Annotated in this window: 15 protein-coding genes; 6 read left to right on the forward strand and 9 right to left on the reverse strand. The window is 30.3% G+C overall.

Features of this window, described 5'->3' with window-relative positions; genetic code table 11:
• Nucleotides 1-114 precede the first annotated feature (114 nt).
• A complete protein-coding gene (gene uvrA / locus IFB02_RS12980; RefSeq protein ID WP_191072848.1) occupies nucleotides 115-2,898 on the forward strand; it encodes an excinuclease ABC subunit UvrA in 2,784 nt (927 codons plus the stop codon).
• Here uvrA and IFB02_RS12985 read toward each other — a convergent pair.
• Entirely contained in the window at nucleotides 2,895-3,920 is a 1,026-nt protein-coding gene (locus IFB02_RS12985) for a DUF3667 domain-containing protein (RefSeq protein ID WP_106688798.1), read from the reverse strand. The two genes, uvrA and IFB02_RS12985, sit on opposite strands and share 4 nt — an antisense overlap.
• 209 nt (nucleotides 3,921-4,129) lie before the next feature.
• Here IFB02_RS12985 and IFB02_RS12990 point away from each other — a divergent pair, with 209 nt between their 5' ends.
• On the forward strand, nucleotides 4,130-4,792 hold the full coding sequence (locus IFB02_RS12990; protein WP_106708871.1) for a hypothetical protein: 663 nt from the start codon (nucleotides 4,130-4,132) through the stop codon (nucleotides 4,790-4,792).
• Nucleotides 4,793-4,910: 118 nt separating this feature from the next.
• Nucleotides 4,911-6,026: a hypothetical protein gene (locus tag IFB02_RS12995; protein WP_106688800.1), complete on the forward strand. Its 1,116-nt coding sequence runs from the start codon at nucleotides 4,911-4,913 to the stop codon at nucleotides 6,024-6,026.
• Between the two features lie 47 nt (nucleotides 6,027-6,073).
• Here IFB02_RS12995 and IFB02_RS13000 read toward each other — a convergent pair whose 3' ends face one another.
• From IFB02_RS13000 to IFB02_RS13015, 4 genes are read right to left on the reverse strand one after another with little or no spacing between them, the layout of a single operon-like run.
• Nucleotides 6,074-7,537, reverse strand: a complete 1,464-nt coding sequence (locus IFB02_RS13000; RefSeq protein ID WP_106688801.1) for a lipopolysaccharide biosynthesis protein — start codon at nucleotides 7,535-7,537, stop codon at nucleotides 6,074-6,076.
• 33 nt (nucleotides 7,538-7,570) lie between these two features.
• A complete protein-coding gene (locus tag IFB02_RS13005; RefSeq protein ID WP_106688802.1) occupies nucleotides 7,571-8,854 on the reverse strand; it encodes a glycosyltransferase family 4 protein in 1,284 nt (427 codons plus the stop codon).
• 1 nt (nucleotide 8,855) lies between these two features.
• Nucleotides 8,856-11,273, reverse strand: coding sequence for a YfhO family protein (locus IFB02_RS13010; protein ID WP_106688803.1), 2,418 nt, complete (start codon nucleotides 11,271-11,273; stop codon nucleotides 8,856-8,858).
• Between the two features lie 31 nt (nucleotides 11,274-11,304).
• Complete coding sequence (locus tag IFB02_RS13015) at nucleotides 11,305-11,556, reverse strand: DUF4834 family protein (protein ID WP_106688804.1); 252 nt, start codon at nucleotides 11,554-11,556, stop codon at nucleotides 11,305-11,307.
• Nucleotides 11,557-11,665: 109 nt separating this feature from the next.
• On the opposite strand from IFB02_RS13015, the gene IFB02_RS13020 reads away from it, so the two are divergent.
• Together IFB02_RS13020 and IFB02_RS13025 are read left to right on the forward strand one after the other, a co-directional pair.
• A complete protein-coding gene (locus IFB02_RS13020) occupies nucleotides 11,666-12,721 on the forward strand; it encodes a transporter (protein WP_106688805.1) in 1,056 nt (351 codons plus the stop codon).
• A 14-nt stretch (nucleotides 12,722-12,735) separates the two neighbouring features.
• Nucleotides 12,736-13,854 carry a GTP cyclohydrolase gene (locus tag IFB02_RS13025; RefSeq protein ID WP_106688806.1) on the forward strand — a complete coding sequence of 373 codons (1,119 nt, stop codon included), beginning with the start codon at nucleotides 12,736-12,738 and terminating at the stop codon, nucleotides 13,852-13,854.
• 64 nt (nucleotides 13,855-13,918) lie between these two features.
• On the opposite strand, the gene IFB02_RS13030 is transcribed toward IFB02_RS13025, so the two are convergent.
• The 3 genes from IFB02_RS13030 to IFB02_RS13040 form a co-directional block, all read right to left on the reverse strand.
• Nucleotides 13,919-15,178, reverse strand: coding sequence for an aminotransferase class I/II-fold pyridoxal phosphate-dependent enzyme (locus IFB02_RS13030; RefSeq protein ID WP_106688807.1), 1,260 nt, complete (start codon nucleotides 15,176-15,178; stop codon nucleotides 13,919-13,921).
• Between the two features lie 168 nt (nucleotides 15,179-15,346).
• The gene (locus IFB02_RS13035) at nucleotides 15,347-16,387 is read right to left on the reverse strand and encodes a PLP-dependent cysteine synthase family protein (RefSeq protein WP_191072849.1); all 1,041 of its coding nucleotides are present in this window, start codon (nucleotides 16,385-16,387) and stop codon (nucleotides 15,347-15,349) included.
• A 77-nt stretch (nucleotides 16,388-16,464) separates the two neighbouring features.
• Nucleotides 16,465-18,534, reverse strand: a complete 2,070-nt coding sequence (locus tag IFB02_RS13040) for a S9 family peptidase (protein ID WP_191072850.1) — start codon at nucleotides 18,532-18,534, stop codon at nucleotides 16,465-16,467.
• A gap of 135 nt (nucleotides 18,535-18,669) precedes the next feature.
• Here IFB02_RS13040 and IFB02_RS13045 point away from each other — a divergent pair, with 135 nt between their 5' ends.
• Nucleotides 18,670-18,993 (forward strand): YbaB/EbfC family nucleoid-associated protein, encoded by a 324-nt coding sequence (locus IFB02_RS13045; RefSeq protein WP_106688810.1) that lies wholly within the window; start codon nucleotides 18,670-18,672, stop codon nucleotides 18,991-18,993.
• 75 nt (nucleotides 18,994-19,068) lie between these two features.
• Here the strand turns inward: IFB02_RS13045 and IFB02_RS14030 are convergent, their stop codons facing one another.
• Nucleotides 19,069-20,745 (reverse strand): OmpA family protein, encoded by a 1,677-nt coding sequence (locus IFB02_RS14030; RefSeq protein ID WP_106688811.1) that lies wholly within the window; start codon nucleotides 20,743-20,745, stop codon nucleotides 19,069-19,071.
• Nucleotides 20,746-20,893: the final 148 nt, after the last annotated feature.

A 20,893-nucleotide genomic window follows, 5' to 3' on the forward strand; every position in this document is an offset into this window, starting at 1 on the left:
ATTATTCCAAAAAAGCAAAAATAAATTGAAGTTTTAACATTTTATTGCACAATAATCTTTTTTATAAGCTGAATTACTTATGTTATCTTTGCAAATCTATATTCAAAATTGACTATGAAAACAACGCTTGATCAAGTAAATCCTAAAGAAAACATCATTATAAAAGGTGCAAAATTGCATAATTTAAAAAATATAGATGTTGTTATTCCTAGAAAAAAACTAGTGGTTATAACAGGATTATCTGGATCTGGTAAATCAAGTTTAGCGTTTGATACCTTATATGCAGAAGGACAAAGACGCTATGTAGAAAGTCTTAGTAGTTATGCTAGGCAATTTTTGGGTAGATTAAACAAACCTAAAGTAGATTATATTAAAGGTATTGCGCCTGCAATAGCTATAGAACAAAAAGTAAATTCTACTAATCCGCGTTCTACTGTTGGGACAACTACAGAGATTTATGATTATCTAAAGCTTTTATACGCACGTATTGGTAAAACCTACTCTCCTATTTCTGGTAATCAAGTTAAAAAAGATACGGTTACAGATGTAATTAACTTTGTCAAGTCTTTAGAAATAAAAGAAAAACTATTTTTGTTATCTCCTATTTTTCTTGAAGAAGGCAGAGAATTACAGGACAAATTAAAAGCTTTAAATGCGCAAGGTTATTCTAGAATAAAAGTAAAAGATCAGGTTTTAAGAATAGATGAAGCTAAAGATCTAACCTCTACAGAAGATGTGTTTTTAGTTGTAGATAGAATTGTAACAAAAGACGACGAAGATTTTTATAACCGTTTAGCAGATGCTATTCAAACCGCATTTTTTGAAGGTAAAGGCAATTGCTATATCGAGCGATTAAAAGACAATTCTACAAAACATTTTAGCAATAAATTTGAATTAGATGACATGCAGTTTTTAGAACCAAATGTGCATTTATTCAGTTTTAATAATCCTTATGGCGCATGTCCAAAATGTGAAGGTTACGGCGATGTTATAGGAATAGATCAAGATTTAGTTATCCCAAATACAGCTTTATCAATTTACGAAGAAGCTATTTTCCCTTGGCGAGGCGAAAGTATGAGTTGGTACAAAGATCAATTAGTAAACAATTCGCATAAATTTGATTTCCCTATACATAAACCCTATTTTGAATTAACTAAAGCCCAAAAAGATTTAGTTTGGAAAGGCAATCAATACTTTGAAGGATTAAATAGTTTTTTTGAAGAACTAGAAAGCAAAGCGTATAAAATACAAAATCGCGTCATGTTATCGCGTTACCGCGGAAAAACAAAATGTAATGTCTGCGATGGTAAAAGACTACGCGAAGAAGCTAATTATGTAAAAGTTGGAAACGCGACTATTACAGATTTAGTTGAAATGCCTTTAAGTAAATTAACCCTGTTTTTTGATAATTTAGAGTTAAACGAATATGATACCAAAATTGCTGAACGTTTACTAGTCGAAATTAAAAACAGATTATCATTTTTAAGCAATGTTGGATTAGATTACTTAACCTTAAACAGACGATCTAACACACTTTCTGGTGGAGAAAGTCAGCGTATTAATTTAGCTACATCGCTTGGAAGCAGTTTAGTTGGATCTATGTATATCCTTGACGAACCAAGTATTGGATTACATCCAAAAGATTCAGAAAAGCTTATCAAAGTTTTAAAATCGTTACGTGATTTAGGCAACACAGTTATTGTGGTAGAACACGATGAAGACATCATGAAGCAAGCCGATCAAATTATAGATATTGGACCAGAAGCTGGTACATTTGGTGGCGAAGTTGTTGCAGAAGGTACTTTTAAAGATATTTTAAAATCAGACTCATTAACTGCTCAATATTTAAATGAATCTTTAAAAATTGAAGTACCTAAAAAACGTCGCAATAGTAAGTATAGCATAGATATAATTGGTGCGAGAGAAAACAATTTAAAAAACATAGATGTTTCATTTCCTCTAGAAATGCTAACAGTAATTACAGGTGTATCTGGTAGCGGAAAAAGTACATTGGTAAAGAAAATTTTATTTCCTTCCATTCAAAAAAAATTAACAGGATTTAGTGATAAAGCTGGGCAATTTTCAGAATTAAAAGGAAATTTCACCAACATCAATCATATCGAATTTATAGATCAAAATCCAATAGGTAGATCTTCTAGATCTAATCCTGTTACTTACATTAAAGCTTATGATGATATTAGAGCTCTATTTTCTAAGCAAAAACTAAGTAAAATTCGCAACTATGCTGCTAAACATTTTAGTTTTAATGTAGATGGTGGACGATGCGAAACGTGTAAAGGTGAAGGCGAAGTGACTATAGAGATGCAATTTATGGCAGATGTCCATTTACAATGCGATACTTGTAATGGTAAACGCTTTAAAAAAGAAGTTCTAGAAGTTACCTTTAACGATAAAAATATAGACGATATTTTAAATATGACTATAGATAATGCTATAGCATTTTTTGATCTTCATAAGGAAACTAAAATTAAAAACAAGCTTCAACCATTACAAGATGTTGGTTTAGGTTATGTAACTTTAGGGCAAAGCAGTTCTACCCTTTCTGGCGGTGAAGCGCAACGTATTAAACTTGCCACTTTTTTAGGTAAAGGAAATAATAAAGAAAAGGCTTTATTTATTTTTGACGAACCTACAACTGGTCTTCATTTTCATGATATTAAAAAGCTATTAAAATCGTTTAATGCGTTAATAGAAAAAGGTCATTCTATAATTGTTGTAGAACATAATTTAGATTTAATTAAATGCGCAGATCATATTATAGATCTTGGTCCTGATGGCGGAGAAAATGGCGGACAATTAGTTGCTTTTGGTACACCAGAAGAAATAATTAACAATAAAAATAGTGCAACAGCTAAATACCTAAAAGAAAAGCTTTAATACAACATAAAAGCTACTAAAGTTATTATTAAAGTGGCAGAAGGTATTACAAACAGCATAAATATAAATGTAATTATACTGCTTTTAATAAAGCTTAACAACCAACCTTGCTCGTAAAATCGTTTTATTGCTATTAGTAGATAAAAATAAGTAGAAATAAATATGAAAAAATCTAACCAATTAGAGATATCATAAAACCTATTTATTCCTAAATCTATTGCCATTACTGTAAACAAAAACGAAAAGAAATAAAAACTAAATACTAAATGGTATGCGTATTTACCTTTGTTAAAATAAAATACCTTTAAGAGCAACGCAAAAATTGGTAGAAGAAAAAACATTGCAATAGGAAATGTATCTGTAATAGATTGATACATAGATCCAATACCTCTTTCTTTTTGAAATTTTAGCATTTGTTCGTAAAACTTTCGTTTGACATAACCAGCATCTTCTGGCATTCCCATTTCTTTTAGTATCACAGACTGGTTTGCTCCTACATTAAGTAAAGAGTCTACAACAGCTTCATCGTAAGAATAAGACGTACCAAATAAAGTTCCACTTGCTGTTCTGGATTTTGGTTGCTTTTTTAAATTTTGTTTTACAACAGAATCTAATTTAATAGTATCTGCTATTTTTTCAACAATTTCAGAATAATCATTGTCTTTAAATCTATTAATTTCTTTGTTTGCAGCTTCGTCTAAACTAGCTCTAGTTTCTCTTATATAAAAAGAGAAAATAAAGAAAAAAATAACCGAAACAAATAGATAAAACTGTGCTGGATGCAAATACACTAACCGTTTACCTTGTAAGAATTTTTTGGGTAAAAATCCAGGTTTGGTCATTAACGGTAAAAAACTTTTTAAAAATTTAGAGTCCCAAAGCAAATAGTTATTTATGGTATTGTAAAATAGGCTTCCTAAGGTTAGTTCTTCCCTATTTTTCATGCCACAATTTGGGCAAAATTTAAAGCTGTCTTTAAACTCTGTTTCGCAGTTTTCACAAATTTTGTACTTAACAGACATTTGGTTAACTAGTTAGTGATGTAAATGTACTTATAATCATTAAAACTTGCCTAATTTCTTTTTAAAATTGAAACAAAAAGGTAGTAATTTCTTCTCAAAACACTAGTAAAATCAGCTAGTTTCAAGTTTGGCACAGCTATTGAAACTATTTAAACAAATAGCGATAGCCGAAACGCTAAACAGTAGGCAAAATCTAAATCCTTATTACTATGAAAAAATTAGTACTATTATTTACAGCTGTGTTAATGGGATTAACCACTGTAACAGCAGAAAACAAATCTGCATCGCAAGGTGAAGATTTAATTGTTAACCATAATTATTTTGTTCAGCCAATTTTATTTGTAGAACGTGGTGTAGAATTTTTAATTTTTCCTGATGGAAGCTTTGATTTTAATACGCAATTAGACTACACAAACGGTGATACTTATTATAGAAAAACGTCTAATCAAAGACGTTCTATAAACACCACTTTTGGTGCACCAGGAACATACAACACGTATTATGGTCCAAGAAATAACGGTACTGTTGTTTTACATGATAGATCTGGTAAAGTTAGACGTATTGGTTATGTGTTTTTAAATTACAACAGACAAGGACAGATTAAACGATTAGGTTCTGTGTATGTAAGTTACAACAGACAAGGTTTAGTAAGTCGTATTGGTGGTATGCGATTAATTTATAACAGACACGGAAGATTGATTAGAACAATTGGTCATGTAAATAGATACAACACGTCTTTTATGTTAGATAATAATTACGGAAATCCATATGGATCGCCAATTGACAATGATCATGATTATGATTATAATAACGACGATTTTTACTACTACAGAAATGGTGTAAAAATCGAAAAACCTAAATTGAAAAAGTAACTATTTTAAATCCTCATAAGTGTTTATGGGGATTTTTTAAATACCTATATTTCAGTGTTTTAAATTTTTGGCACGATGCTTGTATTTTATAAATTGTTCAATCATAAAACAAACAGTTATGAAACATTTATTCCTTTTATTATCAGCATTTATATTAAGTATATTTACTGTTAATGCAGACACAACAACTAACACTGAAAATTTAACAATAAACGAATCTTTTAACCGTGGTTATGGTAATTCTTTCATCTTTACTGAAGCTGGTATAGAGTTTTCGGTTTTTGCAGATGGACAATTTGATTTTTACATGCCTAATTATGGACCTAATGTAAATGTTTCGGTAAACACGCCTAATACATCTATTAGTTTTAATACAGGTTACGATTATAATCCTTATGTACAGTATGATGAGTTTGGTGCAATTATTCAAATTGAAAACACACCAATATTTTACGATTATTACGGACGTGTAAACCAAATTGGTAACATTATTATTAATTATAACAATCGTGGATATGTTAATAGAGTTGGTGGATTATATGTACACTACAACCGTTACCACCGTTTTTCTCACTGTACAGGATTTATAAACATTTATAACAGAGTTTATGTATACAGACCTTGGCATGCATTTTATGTAATACCAACAGCATATTACAGAGTAGTTTACACAACACCTTACAGAAGATTTTACACACCTGTTAGATATAGATACGACAGACCTTTTGTAAACAATTATAGACGTAAAACTGCTGTAGCAACAAGACGTGGTAATACAATTACGAGAAGCAGAAGTCTTGCTACACGTAGCGAAGGTAGAACTGTAAGAAATGTAACAAGAAACAATGTACCAAGATCACGTAATAATGCAGTAAATTCTACGCCAAGAACTAGAGCTAATACTACTTCTACTCCAAGAAGAAATAATAATGCGACAACTAGACCTAATACAAGACCTACAAGAAGCAATACAATAAAAACACCTTCTAGAAGTCAGTCTAGTACAGTTACAAGACCTAGATCTAATAACAATGTGTCTAAACCTAGAACTACTAGAAATAACACAATAAAAAGTAGACCTAAAACAAACAGAGCTACAACTAGTAAACCACGTACTCAAAGTCGTGCAAATACTTCTAGATCAACATCTAGACCTAAAGCGTCTTCAAGTAGATCTACTACAAAATCAAGAAGTACAAACAGATCAAATAGCAGATCTGGAAGAAGAGGATAAATTTTATAATGCGTAATAAAAAACTCTGTAGACTTATTTAAATTAAGTTACAGAGTTTTTTTTGTTATAAACGTTTTGATAATGCTTGAAATTTCTTCAGAAATATTAAACCAATACACTGCAAATCCATAAGTAATAACTAATAATAGAGATTTAAGAGCAATATTAACTATTGGTATAAAAGGAAATTCCCAAAAGAATAAAATTAATCCGCAAAACACTATTAACCCTAACGTTTGTAGTGTTTGAGGTGTAAAAGGCTGAATTTTAAATTTTTTATAGACAAAAAATAGCTTAATGCTATTATAAAATAAAATTGTGATGCAACTTGCATAAGCTGCTCCATTAATCCCGTAATATGGAATAAAAATTAAGTTAAGTAAAACAGTTAATAGAGCTAAAATAATTCCGAAGATTAATACAACTCTGTAATAATCACTGTTAAATAAAATGGCATTATTATTACCTATTAAATTATCTGATAATTTAGCTAACCCAATAACAAATACTACTAAAAATCCTTCCGAATAATTTTCTGGAATCATTAAGTATAATTGATTGATATTTATAAGAATAGCTAAAAATATAAATCCGCTTACTATAAATAAGTTAATCGAACTTTTTTGGTACAGCTGCTTTAATTCTTTTTTGTTTTTATCGTTTAATAACTTAGCTGTTAACGGATTTGTAATCTGATGCATAGATCGTGATGGCACACCAATTACTGTTGCTATATAAATTGCAACGCCATAATAGGCTACATTCTTTAAAGCTTCAAATTGACCTATCATAAATTTATCTATCTCTAAAATTATATTTGCGATAGAGCCTGCAATAATAATTAATGCAGAATACTTTAATACATTTTTTAATTTAGGAATCTTAACTAATTTAAAAACAGGTAATTTTAAATTAAAAGCATATAATTTCATGATTAGCATTCTAAGAAAATAGACGACTACAATCGCATAAATTAGTTGATGTTCATTAAGTAAATCTAGGTATAAAGCGAGTAATAAAATTGTAATGCATAGTCTATGAAATACCTCTTTCATAAAATTACCAAAAACACTATGTAAGTGTACTTTAGACCAAGCATAAAAGACTTCAAAATACGCAAATGTTATGGCAGAAATATAAATTAACCACGTGTAATCTTTAATAATTGGGTTTTCTCTTGACAACCAATTTCCTATCCAATCGTAAGCAAAAACACCAACAGTTCCTAGTGGTAAAATAATTAGCAAAGGAAGAAATAACACGAGAGTTAAAAACCCGTTTTGCGATTGTCTGGTCTTAAACGTCGAATAAAATTTTATAATCGTATTATGTGTACCAAAAGCCATTAAAGGCATTAAAATATTGGCTGTAGACAGTATAAAAGTGATTAAACCAAAATAGTTATCACTTAAAAATTTAGTGTACAAAAACACAACATTAATAGCGCCAATACCAAAACCTAGGTAAGTAATTACCGTATTTTTAATGGATTGATTGACAACTATTCCCATCTGATTTACGAGTTAAGATTTAGCAGTTGAAATTTATAGATTATTAATCAAATCTACTAATTGCTTGGTTAATGCCTTTCTAGAATATTTTTGCAAACCAATAGCATTTACGTTAAGAGTTTTATTTTGGTATGCTTCAAACATATTTAAAATTTCAGATTTTAAAGCATCATATTCAGAATAATTAAAGAATTTTCCTGTATTAGTTTCAGTAATTAATTTTGAAATATCTGCACCTTTTGGACCAATCGCTAATATAGGTCTGTTGGATACCATATACTCGAACAACTTACCAGGAATAATTGCTTTTGTGTCTTCAGAATTTATTTCAATCAACAACAATACTTGTGATTTTTTTTGAAATTTAACAGCTTCATTATGTGACACATATCCAGTTTTATTTAAATAATCAATTAAATTATACTTACCTAATGAGTTTATAATATCTTCGCCTACTTCTCCAACTAAATTTAATTGAAAACAGCGTTTAAAATCGTCATTATTATTTATAATTTCTGAAAGTGCTTGCCACAAAATTTCCGGATTTCTTTTTGATAATAAAGACCCAATGTGTGACAACGTAAATTTTTCATCTAAATTATTTACTTCTACTTTCTCTTGATCGTAACCATTTGTAATAACAGTAATAGGTTTGTTGGTTATCGCTTCAAACTCAGTTTTTGTACTTGGACTTGTCACCACAATTTGATCGGCTTGATTAAGCACTTTACTTTCCAATTGTTTGTGTTGCTTTTTAGCAAAATTGGTTAATTTAAGCTGCTTATGGTAACCTATTGTTGTCCAAGGATCTCTAAAATCTGCGATCCAATTCACCTCTAATTTTTGCTTAATTTTTAATCCAATCAAGTGTAAACTATGTGGCGGACCAGTTGTAATTACAGTGTCTATATTAAAATCTTGAATGTATGTAGTTAAAAAATTAGTAGATGGTTTAACCCATTGTTTTCTAGCGTCGGGTATAAAAAAATTACCTCTAATAAAAAGCATTAACCGTTCTGGTAAACTCTGTTTATCCTTTTCCTTTATAATACCTTTACTAATGGTTTTTGTTTGCTTAGAGAATAAATTAGCTAATTTATATGGCTCTTTTATAGGTTGTTTTAAAATAGATATATTCTCTGGTATCTCAGCCTTTAAAGACTTATCGATAATAGGATAATTAGCATTTGATGGACAATAAACTATAGGTTCTATATCGTGTTCTGGCAAGTATTTTACAAATTTTAACCAACGTTGTACGCCTGGTCCACCTGCTGGCGGCCAATAGTAAGTGACTATAAGCACACGTTTTGCCATACTATTCTAGTTGACTTGTTTTAAATTGATAAAATAATCCTCCAATTATTAAAAGCAATAACACTACCGAACTTGCTAAAGCAATTTTACTTCCAGTTTCTATAACTTTTGGCTCAAATTTAAACTCTACAGTATGATTTCCTTTTGGTATTTGTAAACCTCTTAAAGCGTAATTGACTTTGTAATGTGGCTCTAATTTTCCATCGATATAAGCATTCCAACCATTAGCATAAAACATTTCTGAAAATACTGCAAAACCATCATTTGGATTATTTGAACTGTATTTAATGTAGTTAGGTTTATACGTTTCAACTTTTATTGATGCTGTTGAATCTACTTTAAAAGTTCTTGCATTTAGTTCAACTGAACTAAAAACAGTTTCGTTTTTATTATCTAAACTGTCTAAAGCTTTAATTTCTTGATCGGCAGTTTCAACTTTTTTAAGTTGTTTTACAAACCAAGCATTACCATTAGCGTCATTATTTACGTATGGGAATGGTTCGCCGTTTTCACCTTGTCCAATAATATACTTAGCATTAAGCATATTAAGAACATTGATATTGTTTTTTGATAAATAAAACTCGTATAAATCTTGGTATCGTTTTGGTTTTGCTGCGTGATAACCGCCTAAAGCATTATGGAAATAACTTGCTTTTGCGCCACCAGAAGTTATATCAAAAACTCTGTAATTAGAATCGTCTTTTAGGATTTGTAAATCGGCTTTATTAGCTTGATATGGACGTTCCATTTTAATTTTAGATACAAAATCCTCATTGTTAACATAACGTCTATCTACACTTACAAGATCTACAACAATAAGAACAGCAAACGCAAGAATAACTTTAGTTTCACTAACTTTTTTCTTTAAGAATAAATAGATAATTCCTGCGGAAAGCAATACGAAAATCAACGTTCTAAATGTATCCATTGTTAAGAAACTAGCACGATCTTCACGCAACGCATCTACAAATTCTTGACCGTAATTTTGACGATAATAACCGTCGTTACCACCAACAAAATCGAATATTCCAAATAACTTTCCTAACAAAATAAGAACAGTAAAACCAGCAGTAATCATAGTGGTTTTCTTTAATGCGTTAAGCTTTTCTTCATCATTAGAAAAATTATTAAACAATCTAACCAATGCAAAAATCGCTAACACAGGAATACACAACTCTAAAATAACTTGAATTGAGCTTACTGCTCTAAATTTATTATAAAGCGGTACGACGTTTATAAAAAAGTCGGTTAAAAAGTCTAAATTCTTACCATAAGATAGAAGAAGTGATAAAATAGTTCCGCCTAAAAGCCACCATTTTAAACGACCTTTTACTAAAAACATTCCTAAAACAAATAGAAAAATTACTACAGCACCAATGTATGCTGGCGCTTCTACAATAGTTTGTTCTCCCCAATATGTTGGAGTGCTTTTTGCGTATTCTTTGGCTTCTACAGGTGATACGCCTCTATCTGTAAAAAACTTATACATTGCTGAGTTTTCGCCCACATCTTCACCGCTTCCGCCACCATAAAATCTTGGAATAAATAGATTAAAACTTTCAATTATTCCATAACTATATTCTGTAATGTATTCTTTACTTAAACCGTTTGTATTCGCTCTACTTGATCCGTCTGGATTAATGGTTAATTCAGATTTTCCGCGTGTACTTTCATTAACATAGTCCTTTGTGGCTAAAATATTTGTAGCATTAAGACCAATAGATAAAATTACGGCAACAACTAAAATACCAATAGACTTAAAATAATGTGGTAATTCTTGTTTTTTATATGCGTCTATTAAATATACTATTCCTAAAACTATAACTAGTAATAGTAAGTAATAAGTCATTTGATAGTGATTTGCAACAAGCTCTAATCCCATTGCAATTGCGGTTAATAAAAAACCAGCGATATATTTTTTTCTGAATGTGAGGATAATACCGCTTAACACTAAAGGCATATAAGCAATCGCATGCGCTTTACTATTGTGTCCAACGCCAAGTATTATGATTAGATAGGTTGAAAATCCAAACGCTAAAGCGCCTAATCCAGCTAATTTCCAATCTACTTTTAATACCAAAAGTAAAATATAAAATCCTAAAAAGTAAAGGAATAAGTAATCTGCTGGTCTTGGTAAAAACCTAAGTGATAAGTCTAATTTTTTAATATAATTATTTGGGTATTTTGCACCTAATTGATAGGTTGGCATACCGCCAAATGCACTATTTGTCCAATAGGTTTCTTCTCCAGTTTCAGCTTTAAAATCTTTTTGCTGCTTTGCCATACCTTGGTAATGAACAATATCACTTTGGAAAATAGTTTTTCCTTGCAAAACAGGATTAAAATACAATAAGGCACAAGCAATAAAACTTACCAACACAATTATGTGTGGTAACATTTTTTTAAAAGAAAATTGCATAAATAATTATAAGATTGAATGAGGTTGAAAATTACTCAATTTCTTCGTAATCTACATACTCGCCAACATTTTTATTTGAAGATTTGTTTTCAGGCATTTTGTCTATGGTCACTTCACCTTCTTTTCTTAAAGGTTCTTTTCTTTGCTGGTTAAAAGCTCCACCAAAACGTTCTTCAGCTTTTTTAGCAGCATATTTAAATAATACAGGAGCAAAAATTCTGGATAGAATTTTTATTCCATAGTAAATCAACAATATAATAAGTATGGTTCTCAATAAACCCATAATTCTAATTTTAACTAAAATACAAAAATACAATTCTATAGCTTTTATTTAGGGTTTTAATACCTAAAAAAAATATAAAATCTCTATATTTGAATTTAAACAATTAACTATGAATAACCCTAAAAACTACTTAACATTAGTCTTACTATTGTTTAGTTTTACTGCTTTTGCGCAATATACTGATGTAATAAACTCTAATAGACCTGGAGAATCCAAAAGTGCTTTTGCTGTTGGTAAAAATGTTGGTCAAATAGAAGCTGGACCTTTTACTGTTAAAGATGAACACACGCCATTAAAGACTGAAGCTAAAGGTTTTGGGATAGACTTTGCATTGCGTTATGGCTTGCTTTGGGAAGAATTAGAAATTAATATAGAAGGTAATTATCAAAATGATACGTTTAAAGATAATAGGTCTGAATTTTCTCCTCAAGAAATTAAACGTTCAAATTTTAAAAATTTAGCATTAGGTGCTAAATACTTAGTCTATGATCCTTATAAAAATAGAGAGGAAGAAAAACCTAATTTATATAGTTATCACGCTAATAAAAAGTTTAAATGGCGTAATCTAATACCAGCAGTTGCAGTTTATGGTGGTGTAAATTATGATGCCGAAAATAATGTTTACGTACCTTACACTAATCCTTTTACAAAACCGTATTACGAAGGTGGTGTTAACTTTAAAGCTATGGTTGCAACACAAAACAATTTTAGTAGCGGTTGGGTATTAGTTACCAATTTTTTAATGGAACGCATTAGTACAGACTATTCTAGTTTTCAATATATAATTACATTAACAAAAGCTATAAACGAGCAATTTGTTTTGTTTGGAGAAACACAAGGAATAAGTGGTGATTATTATGCTGATAACTTATTTAGATTTGGTGGCGCTTATTTATTTGGTAAAGATTTTCAGTTAGATACTGCGGTTACTTTTAATACTAAAGATACACCTTCTGTATTCAGTTTAAATTTTGGAGCATCTTACCGATTAGATTTTCATAAAGATCCTCAAGTAGATAACGGTACAAATGCTATGGATGAATATGAAAGAAGAGCTAATAAAAAACGTAACAAAAAGAATAAAAATAAAGATGGTGACGACTCACCAGACGATACTGGAAAGCGTAAAAAAGAAACGCAAGTAATTGATTTTGATGACGAATAAGCCACTTTAGTGTTATGATTACTATTAAAGAAGTAAATACAAAAGCAGATTACAAGTTATTTGTAAAATTTCCATTTACACTATATAAAGATTGTGAAAATTGGATTCCGCCAATAATAAGTCAAGAATTAGAAGTTTTTGATAAAACCAAAAATCCTGTTTTTAATGATGCTGAAGCTAAATTATTATTAGCATATAAAGACAATAAAGTTGTTGGACGTATTGCTGCAATTATAAATTGGTTAGAAGTAAATAAACAAGGTGAAAAGAAAATGCGCTTTGGATGGTTTGATTTCATAGATGATAAAACAGTAAGCAAAGCTTTAATTGAAGAAGTTATTAAAATAGGACAACAAAACAATTTAGAATTTGTTGAAGGTCCTGTTGGTTTTTCTAATCTTGATAAAGTTGGTGTTTTAACCGAAGGGTTTGATTACCCAAACGATATGATAACATGGTATAATTATCCTTATTATGCCTCACATTATGAAGCTTTAGGTTTTAATATCGAGAAAACTTATATAGAAAGTTCATTTAAATTTAGTAGTGTAGATCCTAAATCTTTTGGAAAAATACAAGATCTTATAAAACGTAGATACGGTTTAAAACCTTTAAATTTCACAAAAACAAAAGATATAATGCCTTATGTAGATAAGATGTTTGATCTTTTTAATTTAACCTACGCTAAGTTATCTTCTTTTGTTGAAATTACTGATATCCAAAAAGACTACTTTAAGAAAAAATATATTGGTTTTATTAACCCAGAATACATCAAATTTGTTGTAGACAAAGACGATAATTTAATTGCTTTTGCAATTGTAATGCCTAGATTTAATAAAGCCTTAAAAGCTATGAACGGAAAACTTTTCCCGTTTGGATTTTTAAAACTTTTAAAAGAAAAGAAAACCAGTAAAAGTGTGAATTTTTACTTAATTGGTGTTCATCCAGAATATCAAAATAAAGGTGTGCACGCCATTATTTTTAATGAGTATTATCCTATTTTTCAAGCTAGAGGAATTGAAGATTGTTATCGTACACCAGAATTGGAAAATAACGAAGCTATTCAAAAGATTTGGAAAAATTTTAATCCTACAATCATTAAAAGACGAAGTACTTATAGAAAGGATTTATAAAAAACAAAACCCGATTCTAACGAATCGGGTTTTTTAATTTATGTATGTTGATAATCTAATTATATTACTCTCCCATTGCTTTCATTACTGCTGCAGACATACGCTTGTATGTTCCGTTTTCTAATCTATCTCTAATAGCATCAAAAGCATCTAAAGTTTCATTTACATCTTCTAATGTATGAGTTGCTGTAGGAATCATACGTAATAATATTAATCCTTTTGGTATTACTGGATAAACTACTATAGAACAGAAAATACCATAGTTTTCTCTTAAGTCTTTTACTAATGCCATAGCTTCTGGAATACTTCCGTTAAGATAAACAGGAGTTACACAGCTTTGTGTAGTACCTATATCAAAACCACGTTCTTTTAATCCAGATTGTAAAGCGTCTACAATTTTCCATAAGTTTTGTTTTAACTCAGGCATTGTACGTAACATATCTAAACGCTTTAAAGCACCTTCTACTAATTGCATCTGTAAAGACTTTGCAAACATTTGAGAACGTAAATTGTACTTTAAGTAGTCTATAATTTCTTGATCTGCAGCTATAAATGCTCCTGTACTAGCCATAGATTTTGCAAATGTTGCAAAGTACACATCAATATCGTCTTGCACGCCTTGCTCTTCTCCTGCTCCTGCTCCTGTAGCACCTAAAGTTCCAAAACCATGAGCATCGTCAACAAATAATCTAAAGTTGAATTTTTCTTTTAAAGCTACAATTTCTTTTAAACGTCCTTGTTCACCACGCATTCCAAACACACCTTCAGAAATCACTAAAATTCCTCCTCCAGTTTGCTCTGCCATTTTTGTAGCACGTTCTAAGTTTTTCTCTAAGCTTTCTATATCATTATGCTTGTAAGTAAAACGCTTTCCGTGATGTAATCTTACACCATCTATAATACATGCATGTGCATCTACATCGTAAACAATTATATCGTCTTTAGATACTAATGCATCTACTGTAGACACCATACCTTGGTAACCAAAGTTTAATAAATAAGCAGCTTCTTTGTTAACAAACTCAGCTAATTCATTTTGTAGTTGTTCATGTAAATCTGTGTGACCAGACATCATTCTTGCTCCCATTGGGTAAGCAGATCCATATTTTGCAGCAGCTTCTGCATCTACTTTTCTTACTTCTGGATGATTAGCTAGACCTAAATAATCGTTGATACTCCAAGTAATTACTTCTTTTCCTTGGAATTTCATACGGTTAGAAATTTGACCTTCTAGTTTAGGAAACACAAAGTATCCTTCTGCTTGAGATGCCCATTTTCCTAACGGTCCTTTGTCTTTGTATATTTTTTCAAATAAATCTTTCATCTTTAAATGATTATTAAGCCTATGGCTTGAGCTGTTATTATTTAGTTAGATTGGACAAAATTAGGCAATTTTACTATTCTTGCATAATAAATTATCCAACTATTATTAACAAAAAAAAGTTAACCTTAATGATTTTGCATTAAGGCTAACTAATTTATTGGTTTTATTTTATTTTACGTATTGTATGCTTTGTGAAGCTTCTTCGTTTTGACTATCAAAAAATCCTTGATCATTCATCCATTTATCACTATAGATTTTACTCATATATCTTGATCCATGATCTGGAAATATTACTACCACATTATCTGTAGGTTTAAAATAATCGTCTTCATTTAATTGCTTAATAGCTTGTAAAGCTGCTCCAGAAGTGTAGCCTACAAATAATCCTTCTGTTAGAGCAATTTGTCGAGCTGTATGTGCACTTTCTTCATCTGAAACTTTTACAAATTGATCTATAGCATCAAAATCTGTAGCAGTTGGTATTAAATTTTTACCTAAACCTTCGATTCTGTAAGGATAAATTTCATCTTTATCAAACTCACGTGTTTCGTGATATTTTTTAAGAACAGATCCATAAGCATCAACACCAATTACTCTAATGTTAGGATTTTGTTCTTTTAAGTATTTTGCTGTTCCAGAAATTGTTCCTCCAGTTCCACTACAAGCAACTAAATGGGTTATTTTACCGTCGGTTTGATTCCAAATTTCAGGTCCTGTAGAGTTGTAATGTGCATCAATATTTAATTGGTTAAAGTATTGATTTATGTAAACAGATCCTTTTATTTCTTCGTGTAAGCGTTTTGCTACTTGGTAATAACTTCTTGGGTCATCTGCACTTACATTTGCTGGACAAACGTAAACTTTTGCTCCCATGTTTTTTAACATATCGATCTTGTCTGCAGATGATTTTGAACTTACTGCTAAAATACAATCGTAACCTTTAATGACACTTACCATTGCTACACTAAATCCTGTATTTCCAGAAGTAGTTTCTATAATGGTATCACCAGGTTTAATTATACCTTGCTTTTCTGCTTGTTCAATAATGTAAAGTGCTATTCTATCTTTAGAAGAATGTCCTGGATTAAAAGCTTCTACCTTTGCTTGGTAATTACCTTTAAAATTAGACGTTAATTTATTTAGTTTAATCATTGGTGTATTGCCTACTAGATCCAATACATTATCATAAACTTTTTTATTGTTTTCCATAAACGCTGTTTAAAAGCTACTTATTTAAAATTAGTTTTTAATACTAAAACCTGACAAAAATAAGAATTTTTTATTTATTATTGATTAATTCCTTCTAAATAGAATAAGAATGCATATTCTAAAGCTACTTCTTTTAAGGCTTCAAATCTTCCTGAAGCGCCGCCATGACCTGCATCCATATCAGTTTTAAGTAATAATAAATTTTTGTCTGTTTTTTGGTCTCTTAATTTTGCTACCCATTTTGCTGGTTCCCAATATTGTACTTGGGAATCATGTAAACCTGTAGTTACCAATAAATTAGGGTAATTTATTTGTTGTACATTATCGTATGGCGAATAAGATTTTATGTAATTGTAGTAAATTTCTTTATTTGGATTTCCCCATTCGTCATATTCTCCTGTTGTTAAAGGTATACTATCATCTAGCATTGTTGTTACAACATCTACAAATGGTACAGCAGCAATTACACCATTATATAATTCTGGATTTAGATTTATAATTGCTCCCATTAATAATCCTCCTGCACTTCCACCCATTGCGTAAAGGTGTTTTGGTGAAGTGTATTTATTTTCAATTAAATATTTAGAACAGTCTATAAAATCTGTGAAAGTATTCATCTTTTTTAGAAGTTTTCCATCTTCATACCATGGTCTTCCTAAATATTCACTTCCGCGAATGTGAGAAATCACATAAATAAAACCTCTGTCTAATAAACTTAACCTTATTGTAGAAAAATAAGGATCTATGGTAGATCCATAACTTCCATATGCATATTGCAGTACCGGATTAGTTCCATCTAATTTAATTCCTTTTTTGTACACAATAGACATAGGCACTTTAACTCCATCTCTTGCTATTGCCCATAAACGTTTAGATGTGTAATTATTTTTATCAAAATTTGAATCTAAAACTTCTTGTTCTTTTTTAACCGTTTTTTCTTTAGTCTTGAAATTGTAATCTAATACAGAACTTGGATTAGTTAGAGAATTGAACGTATATCTTAAAAACTGACTGTCAAAATCTGGATTATTACCAATATTTGCGGTGTATGTTTCGCTTTTAAAATCTAAATAATAGTCTTCTTTTTTATCCCAACTTATTATTCTTAATTGGTTTAATCCGTTTTTACGTTCGTTAACTACTAAATAATCTTTAAAGATTTCTATGTCTTCAATTAGCACCTCTTGTCTATGCGGAATAACATCTACCCAATTTTCTTTTAACGTATTGTTTTCATTTGTTTTCTGAACCTTAAAATTGGTTGCTTTATCTTTATTAGTAATAATGTAAAAGCTATCGTTATAGTGCGCTATAGAATATTCTAAGTCTCTAACTCTTGGTTGAAAAACTTTGAATTGATTGGTTGGTTGATTTGCAGGTAATATTTGATATTCTGAAGTTTGAGTACTAGAACTACCTATTATAATATACTTTCTTGATTTTGATTTGTATACATAGGTGTAAAATGTGTCGTCTTTTTCCTCAAAAACTAATTTATCATTATCTGAACTATCACCTAATTGATGCCTAAAAATCTTATCTGATCTTAAGGTTACAGGATCTTTTTTAGCATAAAAAATAGTCTTATTATCACTTGCCCAAGTAGAGCTTCCTGTTGTATTTTCAATTTTATCATTATAAACTTCTCCAGTAATTAGATTTTTAACAAATATTGTATACTGTCTTCTACTTACTGTATCTACAGAAAAAGTTGCTAATGTATTATCCTCGCTAACTGAAAATCCTCCTAATTTAAAATAAGCATGATCTTTAGCCAGTAGATTACAATCAAAAAGAATTTCTTCTTTAGCATCTAGAGTTTCCTTTTTTCGGGTATAAATTGGATAATCTTTACCTTCTTCAAATTTTGTAATATACCAATATCCATTAAATTTATATGGTACACTTTGGTCATCTTCTTTTATTCTAGATTTCATCTCTTCAAAAAGTGATTTTTGAAAAGCTTCTGTTGGTTTTAAAACAGCTTCTGTATAATTATTTTCTTCGGTTAGATAATTTAAAACGTCTTTATCTTCTCTTTGATTTAACCAATAATAATCATCTATTCTTTGGTCGTTATGAATGGTAAGTGTTTTTGGGATTTTTTTAGCTATTGGCGCTTTTAAACTAGTGCTAGTTTCATTCATTTTTTGATCATTTTTACAGGAAAAAACAAATGTAAAACTTAATAATGTAAGAGTAATTAGATTTTTCAACTTTATTGTATTTAGCTTTTTTTAAAATTAATAAATTTGCTCCTATAATTTTAAAAAATAATAACCATGTTTGGAGACCTTATGGGAATGATGGGTAAATTGAAAGAAACCCAAAAAAAAGTTGAAGAAACTAAAGCAAGATTAAACACAGTATACGTTGACCAGAAAAGTAACGACAATTTATTACATGTCACATTAACTGCTAATAGAGAAATTAAATCTATTACTATTGATGAAAGTTTGTTACAGGACAAGGAACAATTAGAAGATTATTTAATCTTAACATTAAATAAAGCTATAGAAAAAGCGACTCAAGTACACGAAACAGAAGTTGCTGCTGTTGCTAAAGATGGTATGCCTAACATACCAGGAATGGACTTGTTTAAATAATTAACTTATTTTGTTTTAACAAAAAAAAGGAAGCTTTAAAAGCTTCCCTTTTTATATATTAAAAGTATACTAATTTTAGTTTGAGTTTATTACTCTAAATTGTGTACGTCTGTTAGCTAAGTGCTCAGCTTCAGTACATGATACTCCGTCAGAACATCTGTTTGTTAATCTTGACTCACCATATCCATTAGATGTAATTCTTGAAGAGTTTATCCCTTTTGAAATTAAGTAGTTAGTAACTGCTTGTGCTCTTCTTTCAGATAATAATCTGTTTGATTCTTTAGATCCTCTAGAATCTGTATGAGAAGCAATCTCTACAGAAACACCATCTGCTAATACTGGTAATAATTTAGCATCAATCTCAGCTTTAGCTGCAGGAGTTAAAGATGCAGATCCTAAGTTCCAGTTTATGTTTAAGTCGTTATATTCTACTAATTTACAATCTACTTCTTTCCAAGTTGTTAAACCTCCTTTAGTTTGTAAAACTTCTTTTGTAACAGTTTTGTTAACCGCTGGTACAACAGATTCTTCTACTCTTGCATCTGAAGCTAAAACAGTTTTCTTAATTGTAGAACGTTTTTCAGCAATTTCTATCGCTCTTGTAGTTGGAGGCGTTACCATTACAGTACGCTTCATAGTTTGTTTTACTTCAGGAATTTCTACAACTCTTGTTGTTTCTGGAGTAATAACTTTTTTCTTTACTGTTTTTGTTACAGCAGGAATATCAATTACTCTTGTAGTTGGAGGAGTTACCATTACAGTACGCTCCATAGTTTTAGTAATTGCAGGAACATCTATAACTCTTGTTGTTGGAGGCGTTACCATAACAGTCTTTTTAACTGTTTTAGTTTCTGCAGGTATATCAATAACTCTTGTAGTTGCAGGAGTTTCGATTACTTTTTGCGTATAAGTAGACATTCCACAATCATCACCACCGTTAGAAGTATCACATCCTGGAGTTGTAACTACAGATGCATCGTTAGCTAATTCTGTAGTGTTAATTGTAATGTTTTGTGCTGGTACGCTTTTGTAACACCAGTATCTACAATCGTTTGGATCACTTGACTGGCATTCTGCTGCTGGAGTATCACTCATCTCCCATTTTGCAGTTGCAGGTTTTACCTCTATAACTTGGTAGCTAGATGTAAATTGAGCTGGTACAACTTTTAAAGTATTACCAAACTCTCTTTTCTTATAAGAGATTGTTTTTGTTCCCCAAACTGCAGGAATAACTTCTAATCTTTGACTAGCTTCTTTTACAACAACAACTTCTTCTCTAGTCTCGTATTGCGCAGGAATAACTTCTAAACGTTGAGTAGCTGGCTGAGTTACTACTTCAAAAGTACGAGTTTCGTAAACTGCTGGTACTAACTCTAATCTTTGACTAGCTTCTTGAACTACTACTGTTTCTTCTACATAAGATACAGATGATGGTACGATTTCTAATTTTTGACTAGCTTCTTGTACTGTAACATCAAAGTTTTGAGTTTCGTATCTAGCTGGTACAACTGTTAATTCTGTTCCAGCTGCTTGTACTACAACTTCTTCTGTTACAGTATTGTAAGTTGCAGGTACTACAGATAGTTTTTTGTAGGCTGGCGCTACTTGAACTGTTACGTCTTGATTAACCCAAACATCTGGTGTTACACAACGCACATAACATTTTCCTGGTTCAGGATTTGTAGGTAAATCTTGAGCAAACATTGCTGAGCATGCTACTAAAGATAAAATGGTTAGTAATACTTTTTTCATTTTTTGTTAATTTTAAATTATTAAAGTTAATTTTTTTAAAGTCAAAGGGTTAAGACTTTCTACTAATTTCATGCAAAAAAAATAGTTATCAAACTAAATGGATTACTAAATGTTAAAAAAAACTAAAAATTCGACAAACAACACTTTT

This window comes from Mesoflavibacter profundi (assembly GCF_014764305.1).
Taxonomy (GTDB): Bacteria; Bacteroidota; Bacteroidia; order Flavobacteriales; family Flavobacteriaceae; genus Mesoflavibacter; species Mesoflavibacter profundi.